At 69.4% G+C, this 20,779-nt stretch carries 17 protein-coding genes; 12 read left to right on the top strand and 5 right to left on the bottom strand.

From position 1 onward, the window contains the following. Positions 1-39: 39 nt before the first annotated feature. The 3 genes from FBZ83_RS07750 (at position 40) to FBZ83_RS07760 (ending at position 2,986) form a co-directional block, all read left to right on the top strand. On the top strand, positions 40-1,086 hold the full coding sequence (locus FBZ83_RS07750; protein WP_145681910.1) for an ABC transporter substrate-binding protein: 1,047 nt from the start codon (positions 40-42) through the stop codon (positions 1,084-1,086). A 201-nt stretch (positions 1,087-1,287) separates the two neighbouring features. Beyond that, the gene (locus FBZ83_RS07755) at positions 1,288-2,178 is read left to right on the top strand and encodes an ABC transporter permease (RefSeq protein WP_145681911.1); all 891 of its coding nucleotides are present in this window, start codon (positions 1,288-1,290) and stop codon (positions 2,176-2,178) included. Next, positions 2,171-2,986, top strand: coding sequence for an ABC transporter permease (locus tag FBZ83_RS07760; RefSeq protein ID WP_186466000.1), 816 nt, complete (start codon positions 2,171-2,173; stop codon positions 2,984-2,986). The genes FBZ83_RS07755 and FBZ83_RS07760 overlap by 8 nt, the downstream gene beginning before the upstream one ends. Position 2,987: 1 nt before the next feature. Here FBZ83_RS07760 and FBZ83_RS07765 read toward each other — a convergent pair whose 3' ends face one another. Beyond that, positions 2,988-3,344, bottom strand: coding sequence for a hydroxyisourate hydrolase (locus FBZ83_RS07765; RefSeq protein WP_137142171.1), 357 nt, complete (start codon positions 3,342-3,344; stop codon positions 2,988-2,990). A gap of 30 nt (positions 3,345-3,374) precedes the next feature. On the opposite strand from FBZ83_RS07765, the gene FBZ83_RS07770 reads away from it, so the two are divergent. From FBZ83_RS07770 to FBZ83_RS07790, 5 genes are all read left to right on the top strand, one after another. After that, positions 3,375-4,604 (top strand): MFS transporter, encoded by a 1,230-nt coding sequence (locus FBZ83_RS07770; RefSeq protein ID WP_145681912.1) that lies wholly within the window; start codon positions 3,375-3,377, stop codon positions 4,602-4,604. Beyond that, entirely contained in the window at positions 4,595-5,995 is a 1,401-nt protein-coding gene (locus FBZ83_RS07775; protein ID WP_145681913.1) for an amidase, read from the top strand. The genes FBZ83_RS07770 and FBZ83_RS07775 overlap by 10 nt, the downstream gene beginning before the upstream one ends. 348 nt (positions 5,996-6,343) lie before the next feature. After that, positions 6,344-9,328, top strand: coding sequence for a PAS domain-containing protein (locus FBZ83_RS07780; protein ID WP_282186893.1), 2,985 nt, complete (start codon positions 6,344-6,346; stop codon positions 9,326-9,328). 171 nt (positions 9,329-9,499) lie between these two features. Then, the gene (locus tag FBZ83_RS07785) at positions 9,500-9,688 is read left to right on the top strand and encodes a hypothetical protein (protein ID WP_114861064.1); all 189 of its coding nucleotides are present in this window, start codon (positions 9,500-9,502) and stop codon (positions 9,686-9,688) included. 155 nt (positions 9,689-9,843) lie between these two features. Further along, positions 9,844-10,806: a hypothetical protein gene (locus FBZ83_RS07790; protein ID WP_145681915.1), complete on the top strand. Its 963-nt coding sequence runs from the start codon at positions 9,844-9,846 to the stop codon at positions 10,804-10,806. A 48-nt stretch (positions 10,807-10,854) separates the two neighbouring features. Here FBZ83_RS07790 and FBZ83_RS07795 read toward each other — a convergent pair whose 3' ends face one another. Beyond that, positions 10,855-11,487, bottom strand: a complete 633-nt coding sequence (locus FBZ83_RS07795) for a class I SAM-dependent methyltransferase (protein WP_145681916.1) — start codon at positions 11,485-11,487, stop codon at positions 10,855-10,857. Between the two features lie 147 nt (positions 11,488-11,634). Here FBZ83_RS07795 and FBZ83_RS07800 point away from each other — a divergent pair, with 147 nt between their 5' ends. Further along, positions 11,635-11,964 carry a hypothetical protein gene (locus tag FBZ83_RS07800; protein ID WP_035679689.1) on the top strand — a complete coding sequence of 110 codons (330 nt, stop codon included), beginning with the start codon at positions 11,635-11,637 and terminating at the stop codon, positions 11,962-11,964. Positions 11,965-11,989: 25 nt separating this feature from the next. On the opposite strand, the gene FBZ83_RS07805 is transcribed toward FBZ83_RS07800, so the two are convergent. Beyond that, positions 11,990-12,319, bottom strand: a complete 330-nt coding sequence (locus FBZ83_RS07805; RefSeq protein ID WP_109071295.1) for a hypothetical protein — start codon at positions 12,317-12,319, stop codon at positions 11,990-11,992. A gap of 126 nt (positions 12,320-12,445) precedes the next feature. Continuing rightward, positions 12,446-14,056 (bottom strand): ribonuclease J, encoded by a 1,611-nt coding sequence (locus FBZ83_RS07810; RefSeq protein ID WP_247888208.1) that lies wholly within the window; start codon positions 14,054-14,056, stop codon positions 12,446-12,448. Positions 14,057-14,589: 533 nt separating this feature from the next. Between FBZ83_RS07810 and FBZ83_RS07815 the strand changes: the two genes are divergently transcribed. Next, entirely contained in the window at positions 14,590-15,891 is a 1,302-nt protein-coding gene (locus FBZ83_RS07815) for a BON domain-containing protein (protein WP_145681917.1), read from the top strand. Positions 15,892-15,949: 58 nt separating this feature from the next. Here the strand turns inward: FBZ83_RS07815 and FBZ83_RS07820 are convergent, their stop codons facing one another. Then, the gene (locus tag FBZ83_RS07820; RefSeq protein WP_145681918.1) at positions 15,950-17,746 is read right to left on the bottom strand and encodes a glycoside hydrolase family 15 protein; all 1,797 of its coding nucleotides are present in this window, start codon (positions 17,744-17,746) and stop codon (positions 15,950-15,952) included. A gap of 233 nt (positions 17,747-17,979) precedes the next feature. On the opposite strand from FBZ83_RS07820, the gene FBZ83_RS07825 reads away from it, so the two are divergent. Both FBZ83_RS07825 and FBZ83_RS07830 read left to right on the top strand, forming a co-directional pair. Further along, entirely contained in the window at positions 17,980-19,482 is a 1,503-nt protein-coding gene (locus FBZ83_RS07825) for a right-handed parallel beta-helix repeat-containing protein (protein ID WP_247888209.1), read from the top strand. 355 nt (positions 19,483-19,837) lie between these two features. Beyond that, a complete protein-coding gene (locus FBZ83_RS07830) occupies positions 19,838-20,710 on the top strand; it encodes a response regulator transcription factor (RefSeq protein ID WP_145681919.1) in 873 nt (290 codons plus the stop codon). The last annotated feature ends 69 nt before the right edge of the window (positions 20,711-20,779 follow it).

Raw genomic sequence — 20,779 nt, forward strand, 5'->3', positions numbered from 1 at the left:
CCTCCCTCTTCTCTCCTCCTCCCCCTGGAGTGCCTGCCGATGACCCTCGACCGCCGCCAGATCCTCGCCGCCGGCCTCACGCTCGGCGCCATGTCCCTGTTCCCCGGCATGAGCTGGGCGCAGGCACGCAAGCTGGTGTTCGCCACCTTCACCGGAAGCTGGGAGGAAGCCCACCGCGACGTCATCGTCCCGCATTTCCGCAAGGCCACGGGCAACGCCGACATCGCGCTGGACCCGATGCTGTCGGTGGACATGATCGCCAAGGTCTCCGCCGCCAAGGCGAACCCGCCGATCGACGTGATGCTGATGGACCCCGGCCCGCGCCTGTCGGTGATCGGCCAGGATCTGGCCGCCCCCTTCCCCGTCGATGACAGCAAGAATTACAAGGACCTGCTGCCGGTGGCCCAACTGCCCGAAGGGCCGGGCATCTTCTTCCAGGCGGTCGGCATCACCTACAACCCGGAGAAGGTCAAGACCCCGCCGACGAGCTGGGACGACCTGTGGAAGCCGGAATACAAGGGCCGCGTCGGCATCACCAACATGAACTCGACGCTCGGCACCGCCTTCATGGTCGAACTGGCGAAGACCCGCGGCGGCGGCGAGAACGACATCGAGCCGGCCTTCGCCGCGCTCAAGGAGCTTCAGCCGAACCTCGGCGCCGTGGCGCCCAACCCCGGTGCGCTCGCCACCCTGTTCCAGCAGGGCCAGATCGACATCTCGCCGGGCAACTTCAACGCCATCCAGATCCTGCGCGCCCGCGGCGTGCCGGTGGAGTTCGCCAAGCCGAAGACCGGCACCATCGCCTTCCTGACCACCGCCCACATCACCAAGAACTCCCCCAACGCCAAGCTGGCCGCGGCGCTGATCGAATCGGCCATGGCGCCGGAGGTGCAGACCAAGCTGATGCAGGCGCCCTTCTACGTCATCCCGACAAATTCCAAGGTGCAGATGGACGGCGACATCGCCCGCATGATCGCCAAGGACCAGGAGGAGCTGAAGGCGTCCTTCGTGTTCCACGACTGGTCGGTGATCAACCAGAACCGCGCCGGCTGGATCGAGCGGTTCAACAAGGAAATCAAGGTGTAAGTGCGGGAAACGGGCGCCCCTCCCGGCACTTCCCTTGCTGGCCTTCTTAGCCCTCTCCCCTCCGGGGAGAGGGTGGCCCGCAGGGCCGGTGAGGGGGTTGCGCATTTTGGTGCATTCGGCACAAGCGCATCCCCCTCACCCTAACCCTCTCCCCAGAGGGGAGAGGGGACCAAGAATGCGATTGCCACAGGACCTCACCCCATGACCGCCATCACCGCCCCCGGCCTTGCCGGACCCGCGACCGCCGCATGGCCCCGCATCGGGCGGGAATGGACGCTGGCGCTGCCGCTGGCCGCCTTTTTCGCGGTGTTCTTCGTGACGCCGCTGCTCCTGCTGGTCGCCGTCAGCCTCTACGCCGACGCGGAGATGACGCGGTTCGGACTGGACCAGTACATCCGCTTCTTCGGCGACACCTTCAATCTGGCCGTGCTCGGCAGCACGCTGCTGCTGGGGGTGAAGGTCACGGCGCTGACGCTGCTGTTCGGCTATCCGCTGGCCTGGCTCTACACCCGCAGCGGGCCGCGGATGCAGTCCGCACTGATCCTCGTCATCATCCTGCCGCTGCTGACCTCCGTGGTGGTCCGCACCTTCGCCTGGATCGTCATCCTGGGGCGCGACGGCATCGTCAACAACCTGCTGCTGTCGCTGGGTCTGGCGGAGACGCCGCTGCGCCTGCTCTACACCGAGGGCGGTCTGGTCGCCGCCCTGGTGCAGGTGCAGATGCCGCTGATGGTGCTGCCGCTCATCACCACCCTGTCGCGGCTCGACCCGAACCTGCTCGACGCCTCGGCGGCGCTGGGCGCCGGGCCGTGGCGGGGCTTTCTCAAGGTGACGCTGCCGCTGAGCCTGCCGGGGATCGTCGCCGGCTGCCTGCTGACCTACGCCGCCGCCGTCACCGCCTTCATCACCCAGTCGCTGGTCGGCGGCGGGCAGATGCTGTTCATGCCGCAATACATCTATCAACAGACCATCACGCTTCACAATTGGCCCTTCGCCGCCGCCATCTCCATCGTTTTCATGATGTCGGTGCTGGGTGTGGTGATGCTGTTCAACCTGCTGGGCCGCGCCAGCAAGGGGTACGTCCATGCCTGACATGCAGCGCCCGACCCTGGGAAGCGCCTCCTTCGGCCTCGTCATGGGCACGCTCGCCGGTGCGGCCTTGCTGCTGCTGGCAGCGCCGACGCTGGTGGTGCTCGTCACCTCCTTCACCGACGGCTATTCGCTGAAGTTCCCGCCGCCGTCCTACAGCCTGCGCTGGTACGCCTCGCTGATCGACGCGTGGCAGCTCCAGGACGCCGCGCTGGTCAGCCTGAAACTGGGCGCCGTGGTGACCGCCGTGTCGGTGGTGCTGGGCACCGCCGCGGCGCTCGCCATCGGGCGCAGCCGGCGGGCGTGGGCGCGTGGGCTGGACGCGCTGTTCATGTCGCCTCTGGTCCTGCCGGCTTTGGCCTTCGGCCTCGCCTCGCTGGTGTTCTTCAGCACAGCGGGGGTGGAGCTGTCCTTCCTGACGCTGGCCATCGGCCACATCGTGGTCAGCGTGCCCTACGTCCTGCGCACCACGCTGGCGAACCTCGCCCAGCTCGACCCGGCGCTCCTGGAAAGCTCGGAGAGCCTGGGGGCCGGGCGGCTCTACACCTTCCGCCGGGTGACGCTGCCGACTATCCGCAACGGCATCGGCGCCGGGGCCTTCATCGCCTTCATGTCGAGCTTCGACAACATACCGGTGTCGCTGTTCATGGCCGACGCCCGCAACGAGGTGCTGCCGATCCGCATGTGGCAGATCCTGGAGAACAGCCTGGACGTCCGCGCCGCGGCGGTGTCCGGCGTGCTGATCGCCGTCACCGTCCTGGCGATGGTGGTGATGGAGCGCGTCGCCGGCCTGTCGCGGCAGCTCCGTTAATTCACGCCCCGCGGAACAGGGAATAGCCCCAGGGGGTGAATTTCAGCGGCAGATGGTAGTGCTGCGCCACGTCGGTGACGGTGAAGCGGAACGGCGCCTCCTCCAGGAAGGCCGGCTCCGCCGCTCCCACGCCTTGCGCGCGCAGCCAGGGGCCGATGTGGAACACCGCCTCGTAGACGCCCGCCGTCACACCCGCGCCGCCGACCACCGGATGGTCAAGCGCGCCATTGGCACACAAACGGCTTTCCGCTAGCCTGTCCCGCTGTCCGTCCCGCAAAGCATAGAGTTCCACCCGCATCCCCTCGGCGGGCACCCCGCGCGCCACGTCCACCGCATGCAACGAAATCCCGCCGGCCATCGGCCCGTCCCTTTCCTGTGTGGAGTTCCCATGAACGTCTGGTTGCTGCCTCTGATCGCCATGGCGGCGGTTCAGGCGTTCGTCGGGCTGTGTCTCTTCGCCATCCCGGTGATCGCGCCGCAGGCGGCGCCCGACCTGGGGGTCGATCCGGGGCTTCTCGGCCTTTATACCGCGGTCGTCTTCACCGCCGCCATCCCCGCGTCGCTGGGGGCGGGCGGGCTGATCGCGCGCTGGGGGGCGATCCGCACCTGCCAGGCCTGCCTGCTCGCCGCCGCCGGGGCGGCGCTGCTGTCGGCCAGCGCCCTTCCCATCGCCTTCCTTTTGGGAGCGCTGGCGCTGGGCTTCGCCTTCGGGCCGGAGACGCCGGCCAGCACGCAACTGCTGTCCCGGCTGACCCCGCCGGAGAAGCGGCCGCTGGTCTTCTCGCTGCGCCAGACCGGCAACCAGTTCGGCGGCATGGCCGCGGGATTCGCCGTGCCGCTGCTGGTCCTGTCCTTCGGCTGGCAGGCCAGCCTGCTGGTCGTGGCGGGCGCCACCGCCGTCCTGGCGCTGGTCCTGGAGCCGCTGGCCCGCCGCCACGACGGCGACGACCGCGCCGCCCCCCGCCCCGCCGGGCGCGGCACGCTGAAGCGCGCGCTCGATCTGGTCGCCGGGGAGCCGGCGCTGCGCCGGCTGGCCATGGCGGTCTGCGCCTTCTCGGCCATGCAGCTCTGCCTGAACGGCTTCCTGGTCAGCTTCGCGGTGACCGGCCTGGGCTGGAGCCTGCCGCTGGCGGGCACGGCGCTGGCGGTGGCGCAGGGCGCCGGGCTGGTCGGGCGCATCGGCTGGGGCCTCGTGGCGACGCGCTGGGCGCCGCCCCGCGTCATCCTCGCCGGGCTGGGCGTCGCCATGAGCGTCGCCGCCGCCCTCGTCGCCATCGCTTCCCCCGGCTGGCCGGTGCCCGCCGTCCTGGCGGTCTGCGCCGCCTTCGGCCTGTCCGCGAGCGGCTGGAACGGCCTCTTCGTCTCGGAGGTCGCCCGTCTCGCCCCGACGGGCCGGGCGGGCGAGGCGACGGGCGGCATGCTCGCCATCGCCTACGCCGGGCTGGTCATCGGGCCGGCGCTGTTCAGCCTGCTGGTCGCCGGAGGCTTCGGCTATTCCGCCGGCTATCTGGCCGCCGCCGCCGTCGCGCTGGCCGGCGCGGCGGCGCTGGTCGTCCCCCTGCCGCCAGCCCCCACCCCCGACCTTTCCACCGCCGCCGAGGACACCCCATGCGCCTGATGAGCGCCCGCCGGATCGCCGAACAGGTCGCCGCCCACAAGGTCAGCGCCGTCGCCCTCTACGACGAGTTGCTGGAACGGATCGCGGCGGAGAACCCGCGGCTGAACGCCATCGTCCATCTCGACCCGGAGGCCGGACGGGCGGAGGCGCGGGCCGCCGACGCGCGGGCCGCGCGGGGCGAGGCGCTGCCCCTGCTCGGCGTGCCCTTCACGGTGAAGGACAACATCTGGGTGCGCGGCCAGCCGGTCCGCCAGGGATCGCGGCTGTTCGAGGGCTTCGTGGCGCCGGAGGACGCGGTGGCGGTGGCCCGGCTGCGCGCCGCCGGCGCCGTCTTCGCCGGGATCACCAACTGTTCGGAGTTCGCCTGCAAGGGGGTGACGACCAACCTCCTGCACGGCCCGACGCGGAATCCCTGGGATGTGGCGCTGACCCCCGGCGGCTCCTCCGGCGGGGCGGCCAGCGCGGTGGCGGCGGGCTTGGCGCCGCTGGCGCTCTGCACCGACGGCGGCGGCTCCACCCGCCGGCCCGCCGCCCATGTCGGGGTGGTCGGCATGAAGCCGTCGGCCGGAGTCGTCCCCCACCCCATCGGCTTCGCCGAGCCGGTGTTCGGCAACTCGGTGATCGGCCAGATGGCCCGCTCGGTCGCCGACGCGGCGCTGATGCTCGACTCGCTGGCCGGGCCGGACCCGCGCGACCCGCAATCGGTGGCGCTGCCCGGCCGGTTCCTCGACGCCACGGCCAACCCCGACCCGGCGGGCCTGCGCATCGCCTACAGCCGGCGGCTGGGTCTCGACGCCCCCGTCGATCCGGAGGTCGCCGCCTGCGTGGAGCGCGCCGTCCACCGCCTCGCCGACGCCGGGGCCATCGTCGAGGAGGCTGACCCGGTGTGGCCCGCGGGGGCCGGGGAGAGCGGCCTGATGCCCCTCCAGTTCGCCGGCCTCGCCGCGCTCTACGGCGAGCGCTACCGGGCGACGCCGGACCTGTTCGACCCCGACATCGGCCAGCAGATCGACGCCGGTTTGCGCACCAGCGGCGCGGAGGTCGCCCGCGCCCTTCACCTGCGGGAGGAGGCGTACCGCGCGCTGGCGGCCCTCTTCACGCGGTACGATCTGCTGGTCTGCCCGACGACCCCGGTCACCGCTTGGCCGTTCGACCGGCTCGGCCCCGCCACCATCGACGGGCGCCCGGTGACGCCGCGCGGCCACGCGGTTTTCACGCCGCTGTTCAATCACTGCTACGCGCCGGCCTGCTCGGTCCCCTGCGGGGTGACGGAGGGCGGTGGGCTTCCGGTGGGGCTCCAGATCGCCGGTCCGCGCCTGTCCGATGCGGCGGTGCTGCGGCTGGCCGCCGCGGTGGAGGCCACCTCCGGTTATGCGCTGCCCTTTCCGTAACAGCTTTTCCAAGAAATGGAGGGCCAGCAATCGGGATAGAACAGACAGCCTGTTTTAATTACCATCGTATTCTGGCAATCTTTGCCCGCAGAAGGGTGGAGCAAGGAGATACGGGTGAAGACCAGCGAGCCGGACCAGCGGCCTGGATGGTCGGCGCGTCGGTTGTCGATTCTTTTCCTTGTGGTTGCGTTACCGCTGATCGCCTTCGAAGTGCACAGCATCCTGGAATTGCGCAAGTCCCGGGAAGCGGAAATCCGTGTGGATTCGATGCAGCTTCTGGATCAGGTCGAATCCGAACAACAGCGCATCGCCGACGACATTAAACACGTTTTGGTTGCTCTTACCGAAATGGGGGTCGGGCGGCTGTCGCCAGCCGCATGCCAGGACACACTTCTCCGGATCAAAGCCAAATATCCCCCTTATCTGGCCGTGAGCGTCAGCAACCGGTCCGGGACCATCTGGTGTTCCACCGAACCGCAGGCGCGCGGCCTGTCGGTCGCCGACCGCAGCTATTGGCAGGAGGCGCTGACCACTGGAGAGCAGAGCCAGGGGGCCACCCTGACCTCCCGCACCACGGGCCGCCCCTCCATCCCCTTCGCCCTGGCCTACAAGGACGAGAGCGGCGCTCCGTCGGGAGTGGTCACGGTGCTGCTCGATACCACCTGGCTGAACCTGTTCCTGCGCGAAAAGACCCTGCCGGCCGAGGCGGAGGTGGTGATCGCCGACCGCTCGGGCATCGTCCTGGCGCACCAGCCGGACACACCGGACACCGTCGGCAAGCCATTGACCAATCCCTATCAGGCGATGCTGGACCGTGGGGAGCGGCGCGTGGTCGAGGCGCCCGGACCGGACGGCCGGATGCGGGTCACCGCGGTGTCTCCGCTGGCCGCCGGCGTTCCCAACCTCTACGTCCATGTCAGCCTCGACAAGGACCGCTCCATGCAGCCGGTCAACGAGGCGGCACAGCGCACGCTTCTGATCTTCGCCGGGCTTTTCCTGTTCGCCGGGCTGATCGTCGGCTGGAGCCTGTGGCGTTTCCTGCGCGCCCACGAATTGGCGCGCAGCAACGCGCTGCGCATGGCGGCGGTGCTCGGCAGCACGGTGGACGGCGTGATCGAGCTGGATCGCGACTGGCGTTTCACCTCCCTGAACGACAAGGCGATCTCCCTGATCGCCCAGGGCCGCGACCTGCGCGGCCGCTCGCTGTGGGACGCCTTCCCCGAACTGGTCGATACGCCGCTGTGGCGCAAAGCCCATCAGGCGATGATCGACCAGACGCCCACCGACGCCGAGTTCCAGGGCGTGCGCACCGAGCGCTGGTTCTGGATGCGGGCCTTCCCCAACGCCAACGGCATGTCCGTCTATCTTCTCGACATCACCCGGCGCCGCCAGGCCGAGGACGATCTGCGCAAAAGCAAGGACCGGCTGAGCCTCGCCCTGGAATCGGCCATGGCGGGGTCCTTCGACTGGGATCTGGCGACCGGCCAGGGCCACTGGTCGGAGGAGACCTTCCGCATCTTCGGGCTCGACCCGGCCGTGCACGAGGCGACCAGCGCCATGTGGCGGTCGGTGGTCCATCCCGACGACTTCGACATCGCCACGCTGAAGGCCCAGACGGAGATGCTCGCCGAACGGCGCGCCTACATCCGCCTGGAATACCGCATCGTCCAGCCCAGCGGTGACGTCCGCTGGGTCTCGTCGATCGGGCGTGTCAGCTATGGCCTGGACGGTACGCCGCTGCAATTCAGCGGCCTGAACCTCGACATCACCGAGCGCAAGGCGCTGGAAGAAGCCCTGCGGCGCAGCGAGGAGCGGCTGACCATCGCCCTGGCCGCATCGGAAGCCGGCATCTGGGATTTCGACCTGCGCGACCGGACGCTGGCCTGGTCGGACGGCATGTACCGGCTGTACGGCGTCACCCCGGACAATTTCACGCCCGGCGAGGACAGCTTCTTCGAACTGGTCCACCCGGCCGACCGGGACACGGTGCGCCGCTTCACGAAGGACGTTCTGGAGGCCCGGCGCTCCGATTACCGCGGCGAGTTCCGCATCCTCCATCCGCGCGACGGGGTGCGCTGGATCATGGCGATCGGCCGCCCCGTCTACGACAGCGGGCGTCTGGTCCGGCTCAGCGGGCTGAACCTCGACATCACCGGGCGCAAGGCGATGGAGGAGGCCCTGCGCGAGGCCAAGGCCAAGGCCGACGAAGCCAACGTCTCCAAATCGAAGTTCCTGGCCGCGGCCAGCCACGACCTGCGCCAACCGCTGCAATCCGCCCTTCTGTTCGCCGGCGTCCTGCAACGCCACGTCGATCCCGACAAGGGGCGAGGCCCGCTGGCTTCGCTGGAGCGGGCGCTGGAGACGCTGAAGAATCTTCTCGACAGCCTTCTGGACGTGTCGCGCCTGGACGCCGGCGTCATCACCCCGCAGATCGGCACGCTGGCCCTGCGCCCGCTGCTGGAGGAGATCGAGGCGGCCTACGCCCCGATCGCCGCGAGCAAGGGGTTGGAGTTCGCCGTTGCCCAACCCGCGCAGGATCTGGCGGTGCGCAGCGACCGGCTGCTGCTCGGCCGGATGCTCCGCAATCTGGTGGAGAACGCCATCCGCTACACCGAGACGGGCTACGTCCGCGTGTCCTGCCAGGCGACGAACGGGACCGTCCGCATCACCGTGCAGGACAGCGGCATCGGCATCTCGGCGGAGCAGCAGACCAAGGTGTTCGAGGAGTTCCATCAGGTCGCCAACCCGGAGCGCGACCGCAGCCAGGGGCTCGGGCTCGGGCTGGCCATCGTGCAGCGGCTGTCGCGGCTGCTGAACCATCCGGTGTCGGTCCGCTCCGAACCGGCGCATGGCTCGGTTTTCTCCATCGAGGCGCCGCGCGCCGCCGCACCGGCCGTCTCCCTTCCCGCCCCCGAGGCCGAGGTCGCGCCGTCCGGAGAGGGGCGGCTGGCCGTCCTGGTCGAGGACGACGTGATCGTCCTGATGGGCTTGCGGACCATCTTCCAGGAATGGGGGTACGAGGTCGTGGTGGCCGGCTCCGCCGAGCAGGCGCTGGAGCGGCTGCGCGGGCTGGCCCGCCGGCCCGACCTGATCATCGCCGATTACCGGCTGCGCAACGGCCGGATCGGCACGGAGGCCATCGTGCAGATCCGCGGGCTGGTCGGCTCGCCGGTTCCCGCCATCATCCTGACCGGAGAGATCGGCACCGACTGCGACCGCGACGCGGCGGCGCTCGGGCTCGCCGTGGTGCGCAAGCCGATCACGCCGCGGCAGCTTCAAGGCGCCATCCAGGATCTTCTGAACCACAACCCGTTGAGCCAGACCGGGGATTGAACCGCACCCCAGCCGGTGGTTTTGGCCGGGGAGCGCGAGCGGTGGGCGGCGGACAAAAAGCGGACCAGCCTTGACGGGGCAGTGACGCTGCCCTACATTGTGCACTGCAACATAATGATAAGTCCTTTCTCCAGGGGGAGACGCCTTCTCAATCCTTTGAGGAGGTCCCTTATGAACACGCCTTCGCCTTTCGCTTCCGCCCTTCCCTCCGAACGCGATCTGCGGCTCATCCGCCGCAAGGCCGCACAATTGCGCGCCGAGCATCTCCGGTCCCTGCTGGGCCGGCTGGCCGCGTTCCTGAAAGGACGGACGGCGGACCTCGATCCCCACCGACTGGGTGGCGGCCGGGCCGCCGGCTAACGACGGACGGCCCATCTTTTCCCTGACACAGCGGCAGTGACGCCCCGCCATGCCCGGCACATCCGTTTGCGGGCGCATGGCGTAGCGCTGGCCCGGCGGCGGTCCGCGACAGCGGCGCCGCGCGGGCCGGTTGTTCTTCGGTTGGAGTTTTTGACATGCAGAAACGAGCGGTCGCCCTGGGCGGCTTCGGTGGGTTCAACCTGCACGGCGCGGGCGTGCTGACGGCGCTCGACCGCCTGGAGCGGATGCCCGACCTGTTCACGGTCACCTCCGGGCAGATCGTCGTGCTGGCCGCCTGGTTGCGCGGCGAGGACGTGCGCCGCCTGCTTCTCGAACACACGGGGGCGTCCGGCGGGCTGCTCCAGGCTTGGCAGACCGCCCTGTTCGGGCACAAGGGCGTGTTCCGCCCGGTGCTGGGCGAGCATGCCCGGCGCTGGCTGGACGTCCCGCTGTCGCCCTCGGCGGTGCTGGAGCGGCTGATGCCGGCCCGCCAGTACGCCCCGGTGCGCGACCGCGACACCGTGGCCGAGATCGCCCGCACCCTGAACGAGGCCGAGGTCGGCGTCGTCTTCAACACCTACGATTTCCGCTCCGGCAACGGGCTGCTGCACGGCAACGCCGCCGCACGCCGCCTGATGGCCGGCGAGGTCGGGCTGGAGGACATCACCGCCGAGGCGGTGGAAAGCGCCCTCTGGCTCTATCTCTACGGTTTCGAGGAGGCGCCCGGCGGGCTGATCGACGGCGCCTACCACCGCAGCATCATTCTGTCGGAGTTGCACGGCTTCGACGAGGTGACGGTGGCCGCCCCCTTCCCGGTCTCCTGGATCGGGCCGGTGCCGCGCAATCAGCTTGAGGTGGAGAATTGGAAGATCCGCCAGTGGTTCGCCAACTCCTACAAGGCGGAGGTCGCGCGGCTGCGCCGGGTGATCGAGCTGATGGAGCGCGGCACGCTGAACGACCCGGCCTACCGCATCCGCTCGCTGACCGAACTGCCGCTGCGCCGCCATTACGGCTATTTTGACTATTTCACCGAGAAGGCCGAGGTGTTCGACGACGCGCTGGCCCAGGCGCTCGACCATTTCGGCGGCCCGGCGCACGAACGGCGGCGCGCCGGCTGACCGCCTGATCGGGTGACCGGGTGACCGGGTGACGGACGGCCCGGCGGCTCAGGCCGCGCGGGCCTCCACCAGTTTCACGCAGTCGCCCATCACGAAGCGGCTGTCCAGCGCCCCCATGCCGGCCTGCGGCAGATGGGCCTCGTAGCCGGCGGTGTAGCGGGCGCCGAAGGCGAAGCTCAGCCAGGGCGACACCACGCGCATCCACAGCCGGGCCGCCGGGCGCTCCGACTGGGTGTAGTCGAGGATGCGCAGCGTCCCCTCCGGTTTCAGGATGCGCCGCATCTCGCGCAGCACCGGCACCTGCAGTTCCTCCGGCAGGACGCAGAAGACGAAGGTCGCCACCACATGGTCGAAATGGCCGTCGGGAAAGCCGGTGGCGGCCAGATCCAGCACCCGGAACGTCACCGCCCGCCCCAGCCGGTCCGCCCGTTTGGCGGCGCGGGCCAGCATGGCCGGGCTGGCGTCCACCGCGGTCACGCAGGCGGCGGCGGGGTAGAAGGGGATGTTGCGGCCGGTGCCCGCCCCGGCGTCGAGGATGCGCCCGGACAGGCCGCGGAAGGTCCCCTGCCGCAGCCGCCGCTTCCACATCACCTCGTAGCCGAGGTCCAACGCGTCGTAGAGCGGGGCGATGCGTTCGTAGGTGCGCACATAGCCGGTCTGCATGGCTGGGCCGGTCTGCATGGTTCGAGGACTCCACCGAAGCGGCCGGCCCGCACCGGGGACGCGGAGGACCGGAAGCGCGTTTTGCCTGTTCTTCCTTTCATAGCAGGCGAATGTGACGGATCATCGCGCCTGGGATGCGAAGCCCGGAAACGGATTGGAGATGGCATGGATGCGCTGAACCCGGCGGCGGAGGCCCGCCGTCAGGCCGGACTGGAAATCCAGGCGCTGGCCGAGGATTTCGAACAGAGCGACGAGGCCGCCTTCCTGCGGATGCGCATCATCGGCGGGGTGGTGGCGGGGGTGGTGACGCTGGTCCTCCTGGTGCTGCTGACAGCCGGGGCGGACTGGCGCTATCTGTTCGGCTTCTGGGTGGTGATCGTCGGCTTCATCGGGATCGGCTACGCCGTGTCGGTCTACCGGCAGCGGCAGCAGACCGCAAGGCTGCGCGCCCTGGCGACCCGCTGGCTGACCGGCGGAACGGTCCCGCCGGTCTGAGGATAGGCCGGATTATGGGGCCGGGTCAGGAGGCGCGCGAACCGCGGCGCTTGCGGCGGCGCTGGAAGCGCTGGATGCGCTCGATCACCTCGCCCATGTCCGCCGCCTCCTCCACCTCGCCGAGATGCAGAAGGACGCGGATGTAGGTGTCGATCAGGCCGAGGACGGCCTCCTCGTCGGTCACGCCGTAGGCCGCCTGGCCCAGGGCGTCGACGATCAGGGTCCCGCTGTCGGCCAGCGCCTCGGCCACCTCGTTGATGGCGCGGTCGAGGGCGGTGTCGTCCCCGTCCGGCGCTTCCAGCACCGGATCGAGGATGTCGGGGAAGGAAAGCCGGTCGGCGGGATAGCCAGCCATGGGCAACTCTCCAAGAAAAAAACAGGGCCGTGAACCGGCCCCTGGTGCGCGCGAACGGAGGGCGGTTGTCCCCCTTCTGGTGATTCGTGGCCCGATGAAAGGTGGCGGTCGGGGATGATGGCAGCGTCAGGCGGCCATCGTCTCCAGGGCTTCGGCCGCGGCGTCCGCGTCCTCCACGACGGGCAGACCCGTCCAGGGGATCAGCTCGCGCCCGGTGTTGGCGAGGCGCTTGGCCTCCATGTGGCCGATGACCGCGGTGCCTTCCCGGGCGATCCGCAGGATGTCGCCGTCCTCCGGAACCAGCGCCCGTTCCACGCCGCAGGCGCGGGCGAGGCGGGCGTGGGCCTCCAGATGCTCGATCGTGCCGTGCACCGGCACGGAGAAGCGCGGGCGGATCAGGTCGTACATGCGGATCAGGTCGTCCCGCTTCGGGTGGCCCGACACATGCACCGGCGCGTCGGCGGGGGTCACCACCGTCACGCCTTTGGCCTTCAGATGATCCTGCACGTCGGCCAGCACCACCTCGTTGCCGGGAATGGCGCGGGCGGAGAAGATCACCGTGTCGCCGCTCTCCAGCCACAGGTCGCGGTGGCCGTCGCGGGCCAGCCGGCTGAGCGCCGCCCGCTCCTCGCCCTGGCTGCCGGTGCACAGGAACACGAGATTCCGGCGCGGCGTCCAGGAAGCCTCCATGATGGAGATGAACTCCGGAGCCGTCTCCAGATAGCCGCTGGCGCGGGCCGCCTTCTCCATGCGCAGCATCGACCGGCCGACCAGAACCACCTTGCGGTCGTTGGCCGCCGCGGCTTCCGCCACCGCCTGCATGCGGGCGACGTTGGACGCAAAGCCGGTCACCGCGATGGCGCCCTTGCGCCCGGCGAAGGCCTCCATCAGGCCGGCGCGGGCGTCGGCTTCCGACCCCGTGGTGCCGTCGACGTTGGCGTTGGTGCTGTCGCACATCATCGCCAGCACGCCGCGGTCGCCCAGACGCTTCAGCGCGTCCAGGTCCATGGTCGGGCCGACCAGCGGGTGCGGGTCGAACTTCCAGTCGCCGGTGTGCAGGACCGTGCCGGCCTTGGTGTGGATCGCCACCGACACCGGCTCGGGGATCGAGTGGGTGACGGTGATGGTCTCGATGCCGAAGGGACCGACCTCGAAGGAGGCGCCCGGCTCGAACACCCGGATGCGGGCGTGGCGGAGGCCGCCGGACTCCTTCAGCCGTTCACGGATGACGTGGGCGGCGAACGGGGTCGCGTAAATCGGGCATTCCAGCCCCGGCCACAGGTGGTGGATGGCGCCGATGTGGTCTTCGTGGGCGTGGGTGACGACCAAGCCGACCACCTCGTCCATCCGCTCCTCGATGAAGGAGGGATCGGCCATCAGGCTGTCGACGCCCGGCGCCTCGTCGCCCATGAAGGCGACGCCCGCGTCGACGATCAGCCACTTCCCGGCATGGCCGTAAAGCGCCATGTTCATGCCGATGCGCGAGCAGCCGCCGAGCGGGATAAACAGGATCTCGTCGTGGCCCGGCACCGGGCCGGGAACCGGCGCGCCGGGCGGACGGGTCGCCTTGGGGCGCTCGTAGGGCTTGGGGTTCTGGTTCTTCTGGAAACGCGGGCCGCCGGACTTGCCGCTGCGCACATCGCCAACAATCGTGTTCGGGCGGTTGCCGCCAAAATTCGAGTTCGGGCGGTTGCCGCCCTTGGGCGCCGCGCGGCGGCGCTTGTTATCAAACGTCATACGTCCTTCTTGCTTCACAACATCTCAGCCGGCATTCAACGCTGCCGGACGGGCGTGCATCGCGTGTCGATGCGGATCTCGGGGGTCTCCCCGGCCATCGGCGGCGCCAGGACCGTGGGGATGGGTCGAGGCAGCCGGCCGAACCGGCCAGGGAGAGCGGTGTTCGAGCCATTAATCCAGATGACGACGCCGGTCAACCGTTGAATCACGACCCGGAAAGGGGTTCGCCGGTCGGTCACCCGAAGGTTACGGCCATCCGCCGGCGATGTTGCACATATGTTTCCTTCGCCGCGCCATTCAAGGGGGCGCTCGAAGGGCCGTCTTCGCGCACGAACCGCCGCAGCGGCGCGAAACGGCACGGGCCGCACGGATTCCGGGATTGCGCGCTCCCCAAGGGCCTTGCGGTTGGCTGGCCTGTGCGGGGCGCATGGCAAAGAGATGGCAAAGCCAACGCCGGCCCGCGATCCTTCGGCGCCTTCCCTGTTGTTTGCGGACGCCCGGCGAACGGGCACTGTCCAAATGGGGAGCATCCCATGTCCGACTATGAATCCAGGTGGAGGAACGACCAGGGCGCCCGCCGCGATGATGACCGGTGGGAGCGCGACCGCCAACGCGGTGAAGGCCGCGAGTGGAGCGCCGGTTCGTACCAGAACCGCGGCCGGGACGAGTTCGGTCAATCGAATTGGGGCCAATCCGGATCGGGCCAGTCTGGCCGTTCCGGCATGATGGGCGGCGGTGGCCGCCAGCCGGGCTACGGCTACGAGGGCCAGGGCCGCGAAGGCTTCGACTATGGCCGCGACTACTGGCGCCAGCAGGAAGGCCGGGGCGATTACGGTCAGGGTTCCTACGGCCAGGGGTCTTATGGCCAGGGGTCTTATGGCCAGGGGTCTTATGGCCAGGGCTCCGGCAACCGTGATTATGGCCGTGATTACGGCCGCTCCGATTACGGCCGCGACTCCGGGTCCCGTGGTTCCTTCGGCCAGGGCCAGCGCGACTGGCGCTCCCGCGACGACCGACAGAATTACGACGACCGCGGCGACTACGGCCAGGACTTCGGTTATCGCGGCGGCTTCGGCCGCTCCGATTACGGCAGCGGGGCCTATGGCGGCCGAGATTACGGCAGCCGCGATTCCGGCAATCGCGACTATGGCAACCGTGACTATGGCCGGATGGGCTATGGCGGCGGCGGTTCCGGCCGCAACGAGGAGCGCGGCTTCTTCGAACGGGCGGGCGACGAGATGGCCTCCTGGTTCGGCGACGAGGACGCGGAGCGCCGCCGCCGCATGGACGCCCGCAACGACGATCCCGGCGCCCAGCACCATCGGGGCCGCGGGCCGCGCGGCTACACCCGCTCCGACGACCGCATCCGCGAGGATGTGAACGACCGCCTGACCGACGATCCCTACATCGACGCGTCGGAGATCGACGTGACCGTCAGCAATTCCGAAGTCACGCTGAGCGGCACGGTGGGCGACCGCCGGACCAAGCGCCGCGCCGAGGATATGGCCGAGACCATCTCGGGCGTCCGCCACGTGCAGAACAACCTGCGCGTCCGTGAGCAGACCTTCGGCGGCACCGGCACCACCGCCGGGGCATCGGCGATGGCCGGGCTCGGCACCGCCGGGTCTTCCGGAACCGGCATGAGCGGCTCGGGGATGGGCAGCACCGGCATGAGCGGGTCCACGACGGGCACGTCCGGAGCCTCCGGCACCTCCGGGACCGGCATGTCCGGCACCGGGACGAGCGGGACCTCCGGCAGTTCGGACAGCACCAGCCGCACCGGCACCTCCAGCACCACCACGGGCAGCAGCACGACCGGCAGCAACATCCGCTGACCCTGCCCGACGCGCCCCTCCCGCCCTCACCGGCGGGAGGGGTTTTTCCGGTCCGCCGTCAGTCGCCGTCCTGGCGCTGCTCCGCCGGTTTCTCCGCGCGGGTCAGGTTGAAGGCGGTGTTGATCAGCGCGATGTGCGAGAAGGCCTGCGGGAAGTTGCCGACCAGCCGCTTCGCCGTCGTGTCGTATTCCTCCGACAACAACCCAAGATCGTTGCGCAGGGCGAGCAGCCGGGTGAACAGCGCCTCGGCCTCCGCCTGACGCCCTTGCAGCACATAGACGTCGGCCAGCCAGAAGGAGCAGGCGAGGAACACGCCCTCCCCGTCGGGAAGCCCGTCGTCGGTCCGCTCCGTCCGGTAGCGCATGACAAGGCCGTCTTGCAGCAGTTCCCGCTCGATGGCGGCGACCGTGCCCTGGATGCGGGGATCGTCCACCGGCAGGAATCCGAGCATCGGCAGCATCAGCAGCGCCGCGTCGACGTGGCTGGCGCCGTAATACTGGACGAAGCTGTTCCGCTCCTTCGAATAGCCTTTGGCGCAGACGTCCTCGAAAATGGCCTGCCGCAGCGCCTTCCAGCGGTCCAAAGGCGCGTCCAGGCCGAACTTCTCCGCGCTCTTCACCATGCGGTCCACGGCGACCCAGGCCATCACCTTGGAATGGGTGAAATGCCGGGCGCCGCCGCGCACTTCCCAGATGCCTTCGTCGGGCTGGTCCCACACCGACTCCATATGGTCGAGCAAGGCGCACTGGACGTGCCAGCCTTCCGGCCGGATCTCGATGCCGCGCATCCGCGCCTGATGCGCCGCGTCCATCATCTCCCCGTAGACGTCAAGCTGGAGCTGGGGGGCCGCAGCGTTGCCGACCCGGACCGGGCTGGCGCCTTCGTAGCCGGGAAGCCAGGGCACCTCCCATTCGAGCAGACGGCGCTCCCCGGCGATGCCGTACATGATCTGGATCTGCTGGGGACTGCCGGCAATGGTGCGCAGGCCCCAGTCGCGCCAGTCCCGCGCCTCCTGCAGGTAGCCGGCGTTCATCAGCGCCAGCAGGGTCAGGGTGGCGTCGCGCAGCCAGCAGTAACGATAGTCCCAATTGCGCACCCCGCCGAGTTGTTCGGGAAGGGAGGTGGTCGGCGCCGCGACGATGCCGCCGGTCGGACGGTAGGTCAGCGCCTTCAGCGTGACCAGCGAGCGCACAACCGCGTCCCGCCACAAACCGCTGTAAGTGCAGCGCCCGCTCCACTCCGCCCAGAAGCGCTCGGTCTCCGCCAGCGCCTGTTCGGCATCGACCGGCGGCGGCAGCGGCAGGTGCGAGGGGGAGTAGATCATCACGAAGCTGAGGCTCTCGCCCTCCGCCACGGTGAAGTCGGCGACGGTGCTCAGATCCTCGCCGTGGATCGGGGCGCTGGTGTGGAGGGCCACCATGTCCGGCCCGGCGATGGCGCGCAGGGTGTGCGGGCCGATCCGCGTCACCCAGGGCACGACGTGCCCATAGCCGAAGCGCAGCGTCAGGTCCATCCGCATGGCGACCCGCCCGCGCCGACCGCGCACGATGCGCACGACGTCCGACGCCTCGCCGCGCGGGGGCATGAAATCGATCACGGTGACGGCGCCCTCGTCCGTCTCGAACTCGGTCTCCAGGATCAGGCTGTCGCCGCGGTAACGGCGGCTCGTCCGGGCGTCGGGGTCGCTGGGGCGGAGCAGCCAGCGCCCGTTCTCCGGCGTGCCCAGGAGCGCTGCGAAGCAGGCGTCGGAATCGAAGCGCGGCCAGCACAGCCAGTCGATGGAACCTTCGGCGGACAACAGGGCTGCGGTCTCGCAGTCTCCCAGAAGGGCGTAATCCTCGATGCGGGAGGCCATGGCACGCTCTCGAACGATTGGGGGTGTGCCCTTGGGCAACGGCCCGCGGTCGCTCCGGTTCCCTTGGGCCGAGGCCCGGCCCCGACCAAGGTCGATCGTCCGGTTTGACGATTCTGGCCGCTGCCTTCGCATGCTAGCGTATTCGCCCGCCCTTCCGATCCGCCACGCCGATCCGCCCACGCAGATCCGCCCACACAGATCCGCCGAGTGGCGGACGACGCCGCGAGGCCACCATGGACACCGGACGCGCCACAGCCCGGCGGCACGCCCGCCGCCCTGCCCGCCTCGCGACGCTCTTCCTGCTTGCCGGCCTTCCAGCGGCGGCGGCAGGAGCGGAGCCGCCCACCGTCTCCCTGCGACCGGGCGCTGACCTCCAGGCGGCGGTGAACCGCCACCCCCCCGGCACGCGCTTCCGCTTGGAGGCCGGCGTTCATCGCCTGCAATCCATCGTTCCAAAGGACGGCAACCGGTTCATGGGCGCCCCCGGCGCGGTGCTGAGCGGAGCGCGACGGCTCACCGCCTTCGTCCGCCGCGGCTCCGTGTGGATCGCCCGCGGGCAGACGCAGGAGGGTCGGGTCAACGCGGCGGAGTTCTGCCGCTCCGGCTTCCCCCGCTGCGCCCGACCGGAGGACCTGTTCATTGACGACGCGCCGCTGCTGCATGCCGGCAGCCGGTCCGACGTCGGACCCGGGCGCTGGTTCTTCGATTACGCCGCCGACGAGATCGTGATCGGCGACGACCCCACCGGGCGCACCGTCGAGACCAGCGTCACCCCCCGCGCCTTCGGCGGCACGGCGTCGGGTGTCGTCATCGAGGCGCTGACCATCGAGAAATACGCAGCCCCCATCCAGGCGGCCGCCGTGGACGCCGAGTTCGGCCCCGGCTGGACCGTCCGCGACAGCGTCCTGCGCCTGAACCACGGCGTCGGCATCAACGCCGGCAACGGCAGCCGCATCCTCGGCAACCGCATCCACGACAACGGCCACGCCGGCTTTTCCGGGTCGGGGACGGACTTCCTGATTGCCGGCAACGAGATCGCCCGCAACGGCTACGCCGGCGTCGATTTCCATTGGGAGGGCGGCGGCGGCAAGATCACCGAGTCCGCCGGCGGCGGAGTCATCCGCGGCAATTGCGTCCACGACAATGTGGGCGCCGGCATCTGGGCCGACATCGACGTGCACCGTCTGGTGATCGAGGACAATCTGGTCTTCGGCAACGCCGACAACGGCATCACCTACGAGATCAGCTACGACGGGGTGATCCGCAACAACCGGCTCGCCGACAACGGGCAGCGCGGCCAGGGCTGGTTCTGGGGCGCCCAGATCCTGATCTCCAGCGCGCGGGGCGTGAAGGTCTACGGCAACGACATCGACGTGCCGGCCGGCTACGGCAACGCGGTGACGGTGGTGTCCCAGGACCGCGCGCCCTACACCCCCGCCGTCGGCAACGAGATCTTCGACAACAGCCTCGTCATCCGCAACGCCAACGCGCGCGTCGGCGCCGTCACCGACGTGGACGCCGACACCGCGGTGGTCGCCGCCGGCAACCGGCTCTACGGCAACCGCTACCGTCTGGCCGATCCGGGGGAGCGGGTCTGGTTCTGGAACGATGCGGAGGCCGACTGGAACGCCATCCGCGCCCAGGGACAGGAGACGGGAAGCGTCGTCCAGGCCGATCTTCCCCGAAAGACGCCGCTGTCCTGCCCTTCCGAGATGATGACGGAAGGAAAACGCTGACCGGACCCCTCCCTCGCACGTCCATAAAGAGAAAATCTATCAGGACCTAACAATCAAAAATTAAAAAACTCACTGTTACAATTTTGAAAAACTTACTAATTTGGAGGTATTTTGCGGATATCTGCGCACAGTATTATGATCTTGTTTGCGATTGACGGTCAAAAACTCCTGGGATGTTATAGCATGGAAGCAGTCGCAAAATCCTCTCGCGGCATCGCTTTCCCTCGCGATCCGGTTCACTTGACCGAACAGGGCCAAAGTCTTCGCAGCAGCGATGTTGACGGCGATGTTGGCGGCGGTCCTGGCCTGCTCCGCGGTTCGGTGTGTCCATGGGTGTGGCAGAAGGAGGTCTTGTATGTTGCCGTGCAAAGACGGAGCGCGCTCGCCCAACGCCGCCCGCCGCACCCCATCGCTCACGACCGTCACGCCCAACCGTATCCTGGCAGCCTTTTCCCTGACCGCCGCCCCGATGAACGACTCCGGCCCGTTCGGCTCCTATTACCGGATGTCCGGAGGTGGACGGCCCCTGGGGGAGGAACAGATCGTCACGGCCATCCTGCATGACGAGACGCCGCTCACCCGGGAAAGCCTGTCCACCAGCCTGAACCTGTGCGGGCGCGGGGTGCGGGTGCTGACGGCGGCCTCCCTGGCCGATCTGGAAAGCGTGGTGCGGCGGGACGGCGCGCCGGACGTCGCGCTGGCCAATTTCAGCGGGCGGCTCGCCTCCGATCCGGAGTTCCGGCCGAGGCTGGCCGAACTTCTGGAGGTGCTGGACGGCATCCCGCTCATCATGCTGTCGGATTCCGACGAGACGGCGACCGCGCTGGAGGCCATCCGCCAGGGCGCGCACGGCTACATCTCCACCACCGTCGGACTCACCATGGCGCTGGAGGCGATCCGTCTGGTCGCGGCCGGCGGCATCTTCGTTCCGGCAACCATCCTGCACCGGCTGATCCTGGACCAGGGCACGGTGACGGAGCCGCTGCTGCACGCCGCGTTATCCGTGCCGACGCCCGCGGTCAACGGCAAGCCCCACCTGACCCAACTGACACCGCGCCAGATCGCCGTCCTGGAATGCCTTCAGGAGGGCAAGCCGAACAAGGTCATCGCCCACCAGCTCGGCATGCGGGAAAGCACCGTCAAGGTGCATGTGCGGAACATCCTGCGGCGGCTCGGCGCCACCAACCGGACGGAAGCGGTCTGCCGCGTCATGCGCGAGGAGGAGTGAGCCGGCGCAGGAACGGTGCGGGGACGCCCCGCACCGTTCCTGCGCCGGCCATCCATCGGGGGCCGCCCG

This window comes from Azospirillum brasilense, from assembly GCF_007827815.1.
Lineage (GTDB): Bacteria > Pseudomonadota > Alphaproteobacteria > Azospirillales > Azospirillaceae > Azospirillum > Azospirillum brasilense_C.

What these genes read in the sequence shown, in the direction of transcription:
- FBZ83_RS07810 (WP_247888208.1), bottom strand. Translation starts at nt 14,056, where the DNA reads ATGACGTTTGATAACAAGCGCCGCCGCGCGGCGCCCAAGGGCGGCAAC.
- FBZ83_RS07800 (WP_035679689.1), top strand. Translation starts at nt 11,635, where the DNA reads ATGGATGCGCTGAACCCGGCGGCGGAGGCCCGCCGTCAGGCCGGACTG.
- FBZ83_RS07780 (WP_282186893.1), top strand. Translation starts at nt 6,344, where the DNA reads ATGGGGGTCGGGCGGCTGTCGCCAGCCGCATGCCAGGACACACTTCTC.
- FBZ83_RS07750 (WP_145681910.1), top strand. Translation starts at nt 40, where the DNA reads ATGACCCTCGACCGCCGCCAGATCCTCGCCGCCGGCCTCACGCTCGGC.
- FBZ83_RS07770 (WP_145681912.1), top strand. Translation starts at nt 3,375, where the DNA reads ATGAACGTCTGGTTGCTGCCTCTGATCGCCATGGCGGCGGTTCAGGCG.
- FBZ83_RS07760 (WP_186466000.1), top strand. Translation starts at nt 2,171, where the DNA reads ATGCCTGACATGCAGCGCCCGACCCTGGGAAGCGCCTCCTTCGGCCTC.
- FBZ83_RS07815 (WP_145681917.1), top strand. Translation starts at nt 14,590, where the DNA reads ATGTCCGACTATGAATCCAGGTGGAGGAACGACCAGGGCGCCCGCCGC.
- FBZ83_RS07755 (WP_145681911.1), top strand. Translation starts at nt 1,288, where the DNA reads ATGACCGCCATCACCGCCCCCGGCCTTGCCGGACCCGCGACCGCCGCA.
- FBZ83_RS07775 (WP_145681913.1), top strand. Translation starts at nt 4,595, where the DNA reads ATGCGCCTGATGAGCGCCCGCCGGATCGCCGAACAGGTCGCCGCCCAC.
- FBZ83_RS07820 (WP_145681918.1), bottom strand. Translation starts at nt 17,746, where the DNA reads ATGGCCTCCCGCATCGAGGATTACGCCCTTCTGGGAGACTGCGAGACC.
- FBZ83_RS07830 (WP_145681919.1), top strand. Translation starts at nt 19,838, where the DNA reads ATGTTGCCGTGCAAAGACGGAGCGCGCTCGCCCAACGCCGCCCGCCGC.
- FBZ83_RS07765 (WP_137142171.1), bottom strand. Translation starts at nt 3,344, where the DNA reads ATGGCCGGCGGGATTTCGTTGCATGCGGTGGACGTGGCGCGCGGGGTG.
- FBZ83_RS07790 (WP_145681915.1), top strand. Translation starts at nt 9,844, where the DNA reads ATGCAGAAACGAGCGGTCGCCCTGGGCGGCTTCGGTGGGTTCAACCTG.
- FBZ83_RS07795 (WP_145681916.1), bottom strand. Translation starts at nt 11,487, where the DNA reads ATGCAGACCGGCCCAGCCATGCAGACCGGCTATGTGCGCACCTACGAA.
- FBZ83_RS07825 (WP_247888209.1), top strand. Translation starts at nt 17,980, where the DNA reads ATGGACACCGGACGCGCCACAGCCCGGCGGCACGCCCGCCGCCCTGCC.
- FBZ83_RS07785 (WP_114861064.1), top strand. Translation starts at nt 9,500, where the DNA reads ATGAACACGCCTTCGCCTTTCGCTTCCGCCCTTCCCTCCGAACGCGAT.
- FBZ83_RS07805 (WP_109071295.1), bottom strand. Translation starts at nt 12,319, where the DNA reads ATGGCTGGCTATCCCGCCGACCGGCTTTCCTTCCCCGACATCCTCGAT.